This window comes from Phaeovulum sp. (assembly GCF_030684035.1).
Taxonomy (GTDB): Bacteria; Pseudomonadota; Alphaproteobacteria; order Rhodobacterales; family Rhodobacteraceae; genus UBA6213.
The window spans coordinates 41,288-54,676 of the sequence record NZ_JAUXPI010000003.1 but is presented as its reverse complement, the minus strand read 5'-3'; the positions used below and the strand labels follow the sequence as shown (position 1 = coordinate 54,676).

10 protein-coding genes are annotated in these 13,389 nt (G+C 64.4%); 2 read left to right on the top strand and 8 right to left on the bottom strand.

All coding sequences use genetic code 11. The features are described 5' to 3' along the window. Positions 1-3: 3 nt before the first annotated feature. The 6 genes from Q8J98_RS01120 to Q8J98_RS01095 form a co-directional block, all read right to left on the bottom strand. Positions 4-1,221, bottom strand: coding sequence for a glycosyltransferase (locus tag Q8J98_RS01120; RefSeq protein WP_305292697.1), 1,218 nt, complete (start codon positions 1,219-1,221; stop codon positions 4-6). A gap of 3 nt (positions 1,222-1,224) precedes the next feature. After that, positions 1,225-2,811, bottom strand: coding sequence for an ABC transporter ATP-binding protein (locus tag Q8J98_RS01115; RefSeq protein ID WP_305292803.1), 1,587 nt, complete (start codon positions 2,809-2,811; stop codon positions 1,225-1,227). A gap of 26 nt (positions 2,812-2,837) precedes the next feature. Then, positions 2,838-3,941, bottom strand: coding sequence for an ABC transporter permease (locus Q8J98_RS01110; RefSeq protein WP_305292695.1), 1,104 nt, complete (start codon positions 3,939-3,941; stop codon positions 2,838-2,840). Then, entirely contained in the window at positions 3,938-5,098 is a 1,161-nt protein-coding gene (locus Q8J98_RS01105; protein WP_305292693.1) for a microcin C ABC transporter permease YejB, read from the bottom strand. The genes Q8J98_RS01110 and Q8J98_RS01105 overlap by 4 nt, the downstream gene beginning before the upstream one ends. A gap of 34 nt (positions 5,099-5,132) precedes the next feature. Beyond that, a complete protein-coding gene (locus tag Q8J98_RS01100) occupies positions 5,133-7,013 on the bottom strand; it encodes an extracellular solute-binding protein (RefSeq protein ID WP_305183527.1) in 1,881 nt (626 codons plus the stop codon). 164 nt (positions 7,014-7,177) lie between these two features. After that, positions 7,178-8,704 carry a cytochrome c family protein gene (locus Q8J98_RS01095; RefSeq protein ID WP_305292691.1) on the bottom strand — a complete coding sequence of 509 codons (1,527 nt, stop codon included), beginning with the start codon at positions 8,702-8,704 and terminating at the stop codon, positions 7,178-7,180. A 128-nt stretch (positions 8,705-8,832) separates the two neighbouring features. Here Q8J98_RS01095 and Q8J98_RS01090 point away from each other — a divergent pair, with 128 nt between their 5' ends. Beyond that, positions 8,833-9,681 carry a prephenate dehydratase gene (locus Q8J98_RS01090; RefSeq protein WP_305183529.1) on the top strand — a complete coding sequence of 283 codons (849 nt, stop codon included), beginning with the start codon at positions 8,833-8,835 and terminating at the stop codon, positions 9,679-9,681. Here Q8J98_RS01090 and Q8J98_RS01085 read toward each other — a convergent pair. Beyond that, a complete protein-coding gene (locus Q8J98_RS01085; protein ID WP_305183530.1) occupies positions 9,678-10,163 on the bottom strand; it encodes an SRPBCC family protein in 486 nt (161 codons plus the stop codon). The genes Q8J98_RS01090 and Q8J98_RS01085 overlap by 4 nt on opposite strands. A 44-nt stretch (positions 10,164-10,207) precedes the next feature. Then, the gene (gene nudC / locus Q8J98_RS01080) at positions 10,208-11,164 is read right to left on the bottom strand and encodes an NAD(+) diphosphatase (RefSeq protein ID WP_370868042.1); all 957 of its coding nucleotides are present in this window, start codon (positions 11,162-11,164) and stop codon (positions 10,208-10,210) included. A gap of 252 nt (positions 11,165-11,416) precedes the next feature. Here nudC and Q8J98_RS01075 point away from each other — a divergent pair, with 252 nt between their 5' ends. Beyond that, positions 11,417-13,327 carry a bifunctional 2',3'-cyclic-nucleotide 2'-phosphodiesterase/3'-nucleotidase gene (locus Q8J98_RS01075; protein ID WP_305292687.1) on the top strand — a complete coding sequence of 637 codons (1,911 nt, stop codon included), beginning with the start codon at positions 11,417-11,419 and terminating at the stop codon, positions 13,325-13,327. Positions 13,328-13,389 lie beyond the last annotated feature (62 nt).

Below are 13,389 nucleotides of genomic sequence, written 5' to 3'. Positions count from 1 at the left end.
CCTTCAGCGCGCGTTTTCGACGAAATCGATGAGTTGCGGCAGGCAGACCGTGGCAAGGTCATAGCGCGCGATCACGCCCGCCCGCGCGGCTTCGCGCAGCGGCGCTGCGGCCTCGGGGTTTGCAAGGGCCGAAATCAGCGCCGCCGACCAGCCGGCGATGTCGAAGAAATCCACCAGCCTTCCGTTCCTGCCATCGGTTATGACTTCGCGCACCGGCTCCGTATCCGACGCCACCACCATGGCACCCGCCGCCAGCGCTTCAAGGCAGGACCAGGAAAGCACGAAGGGGTAGGTAAAATAGGCGTGCACGCGCGAAACCTGCAACAGCGCAAGGTAGGTCGCGTAGGGCACGCGGCCAAGAAAATGCACCCGCTCAAGGTCAATCCGGTCGCGCACTTCGTCAAGAAAGCGGGCCTTCCAGCTGATGCCGTCCTTGGGCGGCGCGCCATAGCTTTGGCCTTCGTCGCCAACGATCACCGCTTGCGCCTGCGGCCGCGCCTGAAGCACCGCAGGCAACGCGCGCAGGAAACTGTGATAGCCGCGATAGGGTTCAAGCGAGCGGCTGACGAAGCTGATGACTTCGTCGCCGGGGCGAAAGCTGCGCGTGGTGCCGGGTATGTGCAGCACCGCCTCCGGGTTCGGGCGCACCACTTCGGTGTTGATGCCGTCATGGATGACGCGGATCTTGCCGCGCAGTTCGGCCGGGAAGGTGGCTGCCTGAAACGCGGTAGGGGCAAGTGCCGCATCGGCCTGCACCATTGCCTGCACCAGATGTGCCGCCCGCGCCGTGGTTGAAATGCGCGCACCCAGCCCTTCGCGGCGAAACTCGGGGTCGAAATCGGTATCGAGCCCGGTCGTCTGATACATCAGTTCGGCATAGATCAGCAGCTTCGCCTTGGGCCAGACCTCCTTGAGAAACAGCGTCTCTCCCCAGCCCGAATGGCCGAAAATCAGATCGGGTACATAGCCGTGCCGGTCGCGCAACTGCCCCGCCGCCAGCGCCGCGCGGGCACCGCGTTCGGCGCATTCGGCATACATCCGCCCGAGCGGCGACGACAGCGTGACCGGATCGGGCTTGCGGTACTTGATGACCCTGACCGGGGCGGGGCGGGTATTGGTTTCTGCCGTCAGCGCCAGAACCTGATGCCCGCGCGCCGCCAGCGCCGGGGCAAGGTGCGGGAACTGGCCGGGAAAGTTCTGATGCACGAAGAGGATCTTCACCGACTACCCCCCAAGCGCCGCTGCCATGAGTTCGCGCGTGTAGGCGCTGCGCGGAGCGGCGAATACATCCGCCGCCAGCCCAGCCTCGACCACATCCCCCGACTTCATCACCATCACCTTGTGCGCAAGCGCCCTGACCACGCGCAGATCGTGGCTGATGAACAGATAGGCCAGCCCGTGGCGGCGCTGCAATTCGCGCAAAAGATCGACGATCTGCACCTGCACCGTCATGTCGAGCGCCGATGTCGGCTCATCAAGCACCACCAGCCGCGGCCGCAGGATCATGGCGCGGGCAATGGCGATGCGCTGGCGCTGGCCGCCGGAAAACTCATGCGGGTAGCGCGCCATGCTTGCCGGGTCGAGCCCGACTTCGACCATCACCTCGGCAACCATGTCGCGCCGGTTGCGCCCCGGTTCGACGCCATGCACCGTCAGCCCCTCGGCGATGATCTGCTCGGCGGTCATGCGCGGTGACAGGCTTCCGAACGGGTCCTGAAACACGATCTGCATGTCGCGGCGCAGGCCGCGCAGCGCGCGGGCCGGAAGCCGCGATATGTCCTGACCCGCGTAAACCACCGGTCCCTCGGAACCGATCAGCCGCATGATCGCCAGCGCCAAGGTGGTCTTGCCCGAGCCGCTTTCGCCGACAATCCCCAGCGTCTCGCCCGCACGCACGCTCAGGCTGGCATCGTTCACTGCCTTGATATGGCCGACGGTTCGGCGCAAAAGCCCGCGCTGGATCGGGAACCAGACTTTCAGATGCTCGGTGCGCACCAGTTCTTCCGCCCCCTCGGGCACCGGGTCGGGGCCGCCCTTCGGTTCGGCCGCCAGCAGTTTTCGGGTGTAGGGGTGCCGGGGGTTGGCGAATATCTCTGCCACCGGACCCTGTTCGACAATCTCGCCGCCCTGCATCACGCAGACCCGGTCGGCGATGCGGCGCACGATGCCCAGATCGTGGCTGATGAACAAAAGGCTCATGCCTTCGGCGCGCTTCAACCCGGCCAGAAGTTCAAGGATCTGCGCCTGAATCGTCACATCAAGCGCCGTCGTCGGCTCGTCGGCTATCAGCAGCTCGGGCCCGTTCGCCAGCGCCATGGCGATCATCACCCGCTGCCGCTGACCGCCCGATAGCTGATGCGGATAATCCGCCAGCCGCCGCACGGGGTTATCGATGCCGACCTTTTCCAGCAGTTCGACAATCCGCCCGCGCGCTGCCGCGCCTTGCAGGCCCTGATGCAGCGCAAGGCTTTCGGCAAGCTGCTTTTCGATCGTGTGCAGCGGGTTCAGGCTGGTCATCGGCTCCTGAAAGATGAAGCTGATGTCGTTGCCGCGCACCTTCAGCAGCAAGGCCTTGCTGGCCCCGACCATTTCCTGCCCCAGATAGCGGATCGAGCCCGAAACCTCGGCGCTGCCGGGCAGCAGCGCCACTGTCGCCAGCGCCGTCACCGACTTGCCAGAGCCGGACTCGCCCACCAGCGCCACCGTCTCGCCCTTGCCGACGGCGAAGCTGGCTCCCCGCACCGCCCCGATGGTTTGCCCGTCCTGGCGAAAATTCACCCGCAGGTCTTTCACCTCCAGCACGGTTGCCATCTGACCAACGCTGGTCTGCCCAGCGCTCATTTGAAGGTCTTTCGCGGGTCGAAGGCGTCGCGCACACCTTCAAAGATGAAAACCAGCAGCGAGAGCATCAGCGCAAAGGTGAAAAAGGCCGAAAACCCAAGCCACGGCGCTTGCAGGTTCTGCTTGGCCTGAAGCGCCAGCTCGCCAAGGCTGGGTGCCGACGAGGGCAGGCCATACCCAAGGTAATCGAGCGAGGCGAGGCCCGAGATTGCGCCGGTCACCACGAAAGGCATCAGCGTCAGCGTTGCGACCATGGCGTTCGGCAGGATGTGGCGGAACATGATGACCCGGTCGGTAACCCCGAGCGCGCGCGCGGCGCGGACATATTCGAAATTGCGCGCCCGCAAGAACTCGGCCCGCACCACGCCGGTCAGCGCCGGCCAGCCGAACAGGATCGAGACGAACACCAGAAGCCAGAAACTGCGTCCGAGGATCGCGAACAGGATGATGATGACATAAAGCGAGGGCGTCGAGCCCCAGATTTCCAGCGCGCGCTGGAATATGAGGTCGGTGCGGCCGCCGAAATAGCCCTGCACCGCCCCCGCCGCGATGCCCAGCACCGAGGATATGCCGGTCACGATCAGCGCGAACAGCACCGAGGTGCGAAAGCCGTAGATCACCCGCGCCGTGACATCGCGCGCGGTGTCATCGGTGCCGAGCCAGTGCCTGGCATCGGGTGCCGATGGTGCGGAACCGACGTTGTTGATGGTGCGGTAATGGTAGCGGATCAGCGGCCAGATGATCCAGCCGCGCTCTACCGCCTCGCCTGCCACCATGCCGGTTCTTGCCTCTGCGGTCACGCCCGCGGGGTCGTCCCAGCATTCCTGCCGCCCGCCCGAAACGATCAGGCATTGCACCGCCGGGTCGCGGTATATCGCCTGGGTGCGGAAATCGCCGCCAAATGCGGTTTCGGGGTAGAAGCGGTAGGCGGGAAAGTAGAACTCGCCCCGGTAGCTCACCAGCATCGGCTTGTCGTTGGCAATGACCTCGGCCAAGAGCGACAAGCCGAAGGCCGCAAGAAATATCCAGAGCGACCAGAACGCCCGGCGGTTCGATTTGAAATTCCGCCAGCGGCGGGCGTTGAGAGGCGAAAGCTTCACCCGGCCCTCCGTTCAAAATCGATGCGCGGATCGACAAAGACATACATCAGGTCCGAGAGGATGCCGACCAGAAGCCCGATCAGCCCGAAGAAATAGAGCGTGCCGAAAATGACCGGATAGTTCCGCGCCACCGCCGCCTCGAACCCGAGCCGCCCGAGGCCATCGAGCGAAAAGATCGTTTCGATCAGGATCGACGCGCCGAAGAACACACCGAGGAACAGCGAGGGAAACCCGGCAATGACAATCAGCATGGCGTTGCGGAAGACATGCCCGTAAAGCACGCGGCGCTCGGTCTGGCCCTTGGCCCGCGCGGTTACGACATATTGCTTGTTAATCTCGTCGAGAAAGCTGTTCTTGGTGAGCAGGGTCAGCGTGGCAAAACTGGAAATCGTCGAGGCGACCACCGGCAGCGTGATGTGCCAGAGGTAGTCGAGCGCCTTGCCGATCATGCTCAATTCGCCCCAATTCTCGCTGGTCAGCCCCCGCAGCGGGAAGATCTTCCAGTAACTGCCACCGGCGAACAGCACCATCAGCAAGACCGCGAACAGAAAACCGGGGATCGCGTAACCCACGATGATCGCGCCCGAGGTCCAGGTGTCAAACGCGGTGCCATCGCGCACCGCCTTGCGGATGCCAAGCGGGATCGAGATGAAATAGGCCAGCAGCGTTGACCAAAGCCCCAGCGTGATCGACACCGGCATCTTGTCGAGCACGAGGCCAATCACCGAGGTCGAGTGAAAGAAGCTCTCGCCAAAGTCGAAGCGCAGGTAATTGCCCATCATGATGAAGAACTGCCGCACCGCCGAAATCTTTTCCTTGCGGCAATCGGCAGACTTGAGGTTCGGCTCGCCAACATGCCCGGCGTCGCAGACGATGCGCGCAAATCCCATCTGCACTTCAAGCGCATCGAGCATTTCCGGCGGCAGGCCGCGCGCGCCGCGGTAACGTTCTTCATTGCCGAGGCCGCCGGTGTCCTGTGCGCCCGCGTCGCCGCCGCCAGAGATGTTGCGGAACACGTCGCCCTCGCCCTCCATCTGGGCGATGATCTGCTCGATCGGGCCACCCGGCACGAACTGGGTCAGCGCGAAGTTGATCAGCATGATCCCGAACAACGTCGGGACGATCAACAGCAACCGCCTGAGGATATAGGCGCCCATGCCTCGTGTTACGCCCCTGCCCTATTTGCCCGCGTCAGAACGCGCCGGCGGCTTTCAGTGTTGCGGCCTTTTCGGCGTTTACCCACCAGAAATCCAACTCGCCCAGCGAATAGGGCGGCAAGGTCTCGGGGTGTTCATACATGTCGAAATAGGCAACCGTATGCGAATCCTTGAACCATTGCGGCACCCAGAAGCGGTAGGCGCGCAGCACCCGGTCGAGCGCTTGCACCGCAACCGTCATTTCCGCACGGGTATCGGCTGCCTCGATATTGGAGATCAGCGCATCGACCGCCGGGCTTTGCAGACCCATGGTGTTGAAAGCGTCTTCGGTGCTGGCCGAACCGAAGTATTGTTGCAGGCCCGAGCCAGGGATGTAATCCTGCCCCAACTGATCGGTGACGATGTCGAAATCGTGGCTGCGCTCGCGCGAGGTCATCTGGGCGTCATCCACCCGGTTGTGGACCGCATCAACGCCAATCGCGCGCAAGTTCTCCACATAGGGGTTGATCACCCGGTCAAAGCTCTGGCTTTCGTTCAGGAACTCGACCACCAGCGTTTCGCCCCTGGCATTGCGGCGCATGCCATCGGCACCCACCGCCCAGCCCGCTTCATCGAGAAGCGCTGCGGCAAGCCGCATGTTGGCGCGGTCAAGCTGGTTGGCACCCGAGGTTGGCGGCAGCACCGCCGGATCGGTCAGCACGCCGGGCGGCAACTGGTCAGCGAGCGGGGTCAAAAGCGCCAGCTCTTCGGGCGACGGGGTGCCGCTTGCGGCCAGTTCGCTGTTGTCCCAAAACGAGGTGGTGCGCGCATAGATCCCGTAGAACAGCGTTTCATTTGACCATTCGAAGTTGAACATCAACCCCAGCGCTTCGCGCACGCGCGGATCCTGGAACTTCTCGCGGCGCAGGTTGAGCACGAAGCTCTGGCCGCTGCCGATATTGCCATTCGGCAATTCGCGCTTGACCACCCAGCCGTTGTTGAGCGCGGGAAAGTTGTAGCGTGTCGCCCAGATCAGCGAAGATGCTTCGTTGCGGAAAGTATAGGCACCCGCCTTGAAGCCCTCGAACGCGGCCTCGTAATCGGCAAAATACTCGATGCGAATGCGGTCGAAGTTGTTGCGGCCGATGTTGATCGGAAGGTTCTGCCCCCAGTAGTCGGGGTTGCGCCGCCAGACCACGCGCCGCCCCTCGTCGGCGCTGTCGAAAACGTAGGGACCGGAGCCGATATAAGGAATATTCGAGGTTTCCTGCAAGTCGCGCCCGCTGGAGGTGAATTCCGCCTTGGAAAACACCGGCAACCCACCCGCAGCCTGAATCACGTCACGGCGCGGGAAGTCGGGCATGAAGGTGAATTTGATGTGCAAGGGGTCGAGCACCTCTGCCCCGGCGATCATCTGGCTGATCACCCCGCGAAAACTCGACAGGCCCTTGTCGCGCAAAAGCTCATAGGAAAACAGCACGTCTTCGGCGGTCAGTGGCGAGCCATCGGAAAAGCGCGCTTCGGCGCGCAGGGTGAAAATCACCCAGTCGCGGCTTTCGGGGTATTCCATGCTTTCGGCCAGAAGCCCGTAGGCCGAACCGATTTCGTCCGAGGTGCCGGTCAGCAGCGACTCGAGCGGTGCCGAGGAAAGCGCCGCGGCGCGGCCCTTGATCGAGTAGGGATTGTAGCTGTCAAACCCACCCGATGCCCAGATCGAGATTTCGCCACCCTTGGGCGCATTCGGGTTGACGTAATCGAGATGCGCGTAATCCGGGCCATATTTGAGATCGCCAAAGGTCGAAATCCCGTGCGAGCGGATCGTCGATACCTGCGCCATCGCACCGAGCGCCAGCACCAGCCAGAGCGCCGCCGCCAAAAGCGTAGCCGCCGCAAGATCGATCGGTCTTGCCGAACGCCGAACTGCCACCTTCGCCATCGCCATCCCTCCAGATTGCCGCGCCCGCACGGGGCACCCCTCTGGCCAAGGTAACGGCCAGAGGGGCTTCGCATCAAGGCGCGAATGCGTGAGAAGGCCTTGAAAATGCGAAAGGCCGCACCCGAGGGCGCGGCCTTTGCGGGTTTTGTTCCGCCGCAGCCGCTTCAGCCGCCGTTTGCCTGCAGCCAGGCGATCACGTTGGCGCGGTCTTCAGGCTTCGGCAAACCGACGAAGGTCATCTTGTTGCCGGGCATGTAGGCTTTCGGGTCGGCCAGATAGGCGTCGAGCACTTCGACCGTCCAGGTCACCCCGGCGGCCTTGTTGGCGTCGGAGTATTTGTAGCCCTCGACGGCACCCGACACCCGCCCGAACAGCCCATCGAGATGCGGGCCTACGGCGTTCTTGCCATCGAGCTTGTGGCAGGCCTTGCATTTGGCAAAGACCTTCGAGCCGGCTTCCAGATCTGCGGTCGCAAGACGCTCGGCAATCGGGGCCTCACCGCCAGCCGCGGCGGCCGGGGCAGCAACCGCTTCGGTGGCCGCAGGAGCAGCGGCAGTGGGTGCTGGCACTTCGGCAACGGCGGGCACAGTCGCAGCTGCTGCGGCCTGTGCTGCACCCAGCGCCAGCGCATCCTGGGCCGATTGCAGGTCCTTCTCGGCGACGCCGCCGTTCGACAGCAACCAGGCGATCACGTTGATGCGGTCCTGATCGTTGGGCAGGCCGGCAAAGGTCATCGCTGTGCCCGGCAGCACCGATTGCGGATCAACCAGATAGCGGTAGATCGTCGAGGCGGTCCAGGTCTGGTTCGCGGCCTTGTTGGCTTCCGAATAGGCATAGCCTTCGGCCTGCGCGGTGGCGCGTCCGAGCACGCCGTTCAGGTAGGGGCCGACCGAGTTGGTGCCGTCAAGCTTGTGGCAGGCGGCGCATTGTTCAAAGATCGCCCCACCTGCCGCGACATCGGCGCTGGCAAGGCGCGCCACCAGCGTGGCACCGTCGGCGCTTTCGATCGGCACCAGCGCGGGTGCCGCAGCAGCGGCCTCGGCTGCTGGTGCCGATGCGGCGGGTTCGGCGGTCGGCGCAGCAGCGGCGGGAACCGCACCATCGGCAGCGCCACCATTTGCCATCAGCCATGCTATCACGTTGATGCGGTCAGCCTCGAGCGGCAGACCAACGAAGGTCATCTTGTTGCCGGGCATGTAGGTCTTGGGGTTCGACAGGTAGTCGTTCATCACCTCGGGGGTCCAGGTGACATGCGCATTCTTGTTCGCATCCGAATACTTGAAGCCCTCGACAGAACCGGTGACGCGGCCAAAGATGCCGTTCAGCGCCGGGCCAACGCCGTTCTTGCCGTCAAGCCTGTGGCAGGCCTTGCATTTCAGCCAGACCTTTTCGCCAGCGGCGAGGTCGGCGGCGGCAATCTGGTCGGCCACGGGCGCGGAAAGCGCGGGCGGCTCAAAGGCCGCTGCCGCGGCGGCGGGTGCTGTCGCTGCAACCACGGCCGCGGGGGCAGCGGCGGCGGGAGCAGTAGCAGCGGGCGCTGTGGCCGCTGGTGCCGTTGCCGGAGCATGCGCCACCTCCGCACCCGTACCGGTGCTGTAAATCGTGTTCGCCGCCCAGCTGCCCAAAAGAAACACAAGCAGCGATGCGATCGTCGCACCGGCCAGCTTGATCCAATTCATCATGTTGAACATGTCGTTCCCCCCGCGTGGAATGTCTGATCGGGCTTCTAACCGCTTCCCCTGCCAGTTTTCAAGGTATAGTTAGCCGCAGGCGCAGATGTGACCGCGCCAGATCGCCCCGGAGCCACGAGGAAACCCGCATGACGCTGAACCGCCAGACCGGTCGCATTGCCTTTCAGGGCGAACCCGGTGCCTACTCGCACCAGGCCTGCCGCGAAGCCCGCCCGAACATGGAAGCGGTGCCCTGCGCAACCTTCGAAGACGCTATCGAGATGGTGCGAAAAGGCAATGCAGACCTTGCCATGCTACCTGTCGAGAACTCGACTGCGGGGCGCGTGGCCGACATTCACCACCTGCTTCCCGAAAGCGGTCTGCACATCATTGAAGAAGCCTTCGTGCGCGTGCACATCAACCTTCTGGCGGTTCCCGGCACCCGGATCGAAGACGTGGAAGCGGCAATGAGTCACACCGTGCTGCTTGGCCAGTGCCGCGACTTTCTGCGCCGTCACGGCCTGCGCCCGGTCACCGGGGCCGATACCGCGGGTTCGGCCAAGCTTGTCGCCGAGCGCGGCGACGCGAAACTGGCCGCGCTCGCCAGCGAGCTTGCAGGCGAGATCTACGGCCTCGATCTGCTCGCCCGCCACATCGAGGACCGCGAACACAACACCACGCGCTTTCTCATCATGTCGCGCGAGCCGAACCTGACCCGGCGCGGCACCGGGCCGATGATGACCACCTTCGTGTTCCGCGTGCGCAACATTCCGGCGGCGCTCTACAAGGCGATGGGCGGCTTTGCGACCAATGGCATCAACATGACCAAGCTGGAAAGCTACATGGTTGACGGCACCTTCACCGCCACCCAGTTCTATGCAGACATCGAAGGCCACCCGGATGACCACAATGTGCGGCTGGCGCTTGACGAACTGGGCTATTTCACCTCGTCGATGGCACTCCTCGGCGTCTATCCGGCCGATCCGCGCCGCTATTAGGTGCCAGCGCCGGCTACTGGCGCACGCGCGGCGCGGTCTTCAAGCTCCAGCGCAATCAGCCGGATCCGGTCCGAATAGCGGCGCGCCAGCGCGGCACGCCCCAGCCGCGCCGATTGCAGCAAGAGCCGCGCCGGAAGGCTGCGCGGCCGCACCTCCATTTCGGTGCTGATCCGCGTGCGCTGGCGCGACAAGGCCAGCAGCGAAAATACCATCGTCACCTCGTAACCCTGCGCGCTGGCGTCAAAGGCAAGCCGCTCGGGCGGCTCATGCGCCGAAACCGTGCCGACCAGAGCCCGCATCTTGCCGCGATAGCGAAAGCCGATATCCCACGACATGCCGGGCCCGGTTCCGGCGCGCGCATCAAGCCTGCGCAATTGCACCCCGCGCCGCAGCGCCGCCGTTTCCAACGCCTGAAAATCCGTCATCGCGGCAAATACACGCTCTATCGGGGCCTCAATGTCTTCGCGGCTGGAAAATTTCATGAATCGTTACCTCCATAGGCGCGGTGCCGCTGCCCGTTCTGCCGTCAATGCAGACGATCCGCAAGCCACCGGTGCAGCAAATCCGCGGCAATGGCTCCGCGGCGTGGCGCACGGATTTCCGGGTGGCTGCCAGCGAGAACCTTGGCCAGATCCTCGCGCGAGACCCAGCGGGCATCCTCGATCTCGAGAGGGTCGCAGGTCAGATCGGTATCCAGCGCCTCGCCATGGCAGCCGAGCATGAGCGAGGCGGGAAAGGGCCAGGGCTGGCTGGTAACATAGCGCACCGCGCCCACCCTGACACCGGTTTCCTCGGCCACCTCGCGGCGCACCGCCGCCTCGACGGTCTCGCCGGGCTCCACAAAGCCCGCAAGGCATGAATAGCTGCCCGCAGGCCAGCCGGGGCCGCGCCCGAGCAAGGTGCAGTTGCCGCGCGTGACCAGCATGATGACCACCGGATCGGTGCGCGGAAAATGGTCTGCCTTGCAGGTCGGGCAATGCCGCTGCCAACCCGCGTGGCTGGGCTGGCTCGCGCCACCGCAGCGCGCGCAATAGCCGTGCGAGCGGTGCCATTCGCTCAATGCCCGCGCCATCGCCGCCAATTCGCCTTCGCGCGCACCCAAGCCTGCCATGCGGTTGCGCAACTCGCCAAACACGAATGGCTCGGGCAAAAGCGGGTGGCGCTGGTCGCCCGCGTCAAAAACGCTCGGAGCCGCAGCGGCAGGCGGATCGGGCTGCCAGTCTGAAAGGTCGAGGGCAAACCATGCCTGCCCGGCCTCGGCTGCCAGAAATATCGGGGCGTCAGCGGCATCGGCCAGAATCGCATGGCCGGGCGCAAGCCAGCCGAGCGCATCCCCTGCAAAAAGTGGGCGGCCGCGCCAAAGCGGCAGAACCTGCGCGCCCGGAGAGGCAAAAAGCACCGCAACCCTTTCGGGCGCGGCACGCGCGACTGCCGCCCGATCAAGTCCCGATCCGGCAAAGGCAAACCCGGCACCGTCGCGCATCCGCATTCCTCCCCGCTTTCGAGCTGATGCGATAGCTGCCACGATAGCCCGCACTGCGCCAGACCTCGGCGGAAGTTTGGCGCAGTTACAACTATAAATTGTATTTTCATAAGGAATTCAATTTTATGGATAGCCGCGCATGCCACATCGCATTACGCTCAAGAGCGCACCAGATTGCACAGGTTCCAAAGACAAGCCCATGATCTCGTTTGTAACTCGCCCCACCAGTTCCGACACCAAGAGGGCGCTTCAATGACCGCGCCGCAGGCCATGCGCCCGGCAGGCCCCGAACGGGCGCAGTTGCGCCTTTTGCAGACGACCGACCTGCACATGCATCTGCTCCCCTACAATTACTATTCGGATTGCGCCGCCGAAGCATTTGGCCTTGCCCACGCCGCAGGCCTGATCTCACAGCTTCGCGCCGAGGTGCCCAATGCGATGCTCTTTGACTGCGGAGATTACCTGCAAGGCAATCCGCTCGGCGATTATCTGGCACTTGAGCGCGGCCTTGACAAAGGCGCTCCGCACGCCGCCATCGCTGCGATGAATGCGCTCGGCTATGACGCGGCAACCTTGGGCAACCACGATTTCAACTACGGGCTGGAGTTCTTGCTTGCCGCGCTCGGCGGTGCCGAGTTTCCCGTGCTGGCGGCAAACGCTGCACAAAGGCTCGGTGCCGACGGGCCGTTGAGCGACACCTTGTTGCTGCCCGGTTCTGCGGTCCTTGATCGCAAACTTGTCTGTGATGATGGCGTGCCCCGCGACATCCGCATAGGTGTGCTTGGCCTGACACCGCCGCAGATCACCATCTGGGACCACAAGCACCTCAGCGGCCGGATCGAAACCCGCGACATCGTCGAAACAGCGGCGGCATGGGTGCCGCATCTGCGCGCGGCAGGGGCCGATCTGGTGCTGGTGCTGGCGCATACCGGCATCGGGGCCCCCGACCATGTGCCGGGGCAGGAACACGCCGCCCTGCCCCTGTCACGGGTGGCGGGCATTGATGCGCTGATGCTCGGTCACAGCCATCTGGTCTTTCCGGCCGACGCGGTGCCGAAGCTGCCCGGCATCGATGCCTCGGCCGGCCGCCTGCACGGCATTCCCTCGGTCATGGCAGGTGCCTTCGGCTCGCATCTGGGGCTGATCGACCTCGTGCTCGATCATTGCGAAGGTCGCTGGCGGGTGTGCTCCGCGACCGCCAGCGCCGCACCGGTGTTTCGCAAGAACCCCGACAACAGCGTTACCCCGCTCACCTTGCAGCATCCGGCGGTGCTTGCCGCCACCGCAGCCGACCATCAGGCAACCCTTGGCTATATCCGCCGACCGGTGGGGCGCAGCGCGGTGCCGATGCACAGCTACTTTGCGCTCTTGTCGCACGATCCGGTGGGCAAGCTGGTGGCCGAAGCGCAGCGCTGGCATGTGGCCGAAGCGCTGGCAGGCACCGAATACGCAGCGCTGCCGCTTTTGTCGGCAACCGCACCGTTCAAGACCGGAGGGCGCGGCGGGCCGACGCATTTCACCGACGTTCCCGCAGGCGATATCGCGCTGCGTGGCATCGCGGATTTCTACGAATATCCCAACACCATTCGCGCCGTCAGGGTGAATGGTGCCGAACTGTGCGAGTGGCTGGAGCGTTCGGCAGGCATCTTCAACCGTCTGGTTCCGGACGCACAGGATCAGATACTGCTCGATCCGGAGTTTCCGGGCTACAATTTCGATGTCATCGACGGGCTCGAATTCAAGATCGATCTGGCCCAGCCCTCGCGCTACGGCGCCGATGGCGCATTGCTGGCCCCCAAGGCACGGCGAATACGCGATCTGCGGTTTGGCGGGGCACCGCTCGACCCCGGCGCGCAGTTCGTTGTCGCCACCAACAACTACCGCGCCTCGGGTGGCGGCCGCTTTCCGGGCCTCGGGCCGGATCGGGTGGTGCTGGAGGGGATTGAGGCCAACCGCGACATCTTGCAGCGCTTCGTGGCGCGGCAAGGGACTCTGGCACCCCGGCAACGCGCAAGCTGGCGGTTTTGCCCGATGCCGGGCACATCCGCGCTTTTCGAGACCGGGCCGGGTGCCGCGCGCTGCCTGCCCGAGATCGAGGGCCTGCGGCTGGAGCCGCTGGGCATCGGCGGGAATGGTTTTGCGCGCTATCGTATTCGTTTCTGAACTGCCTTCGGCGAACCAGCCCATGCGTCACAAAATGCACTGCGCCATATCGCCGCAAACTC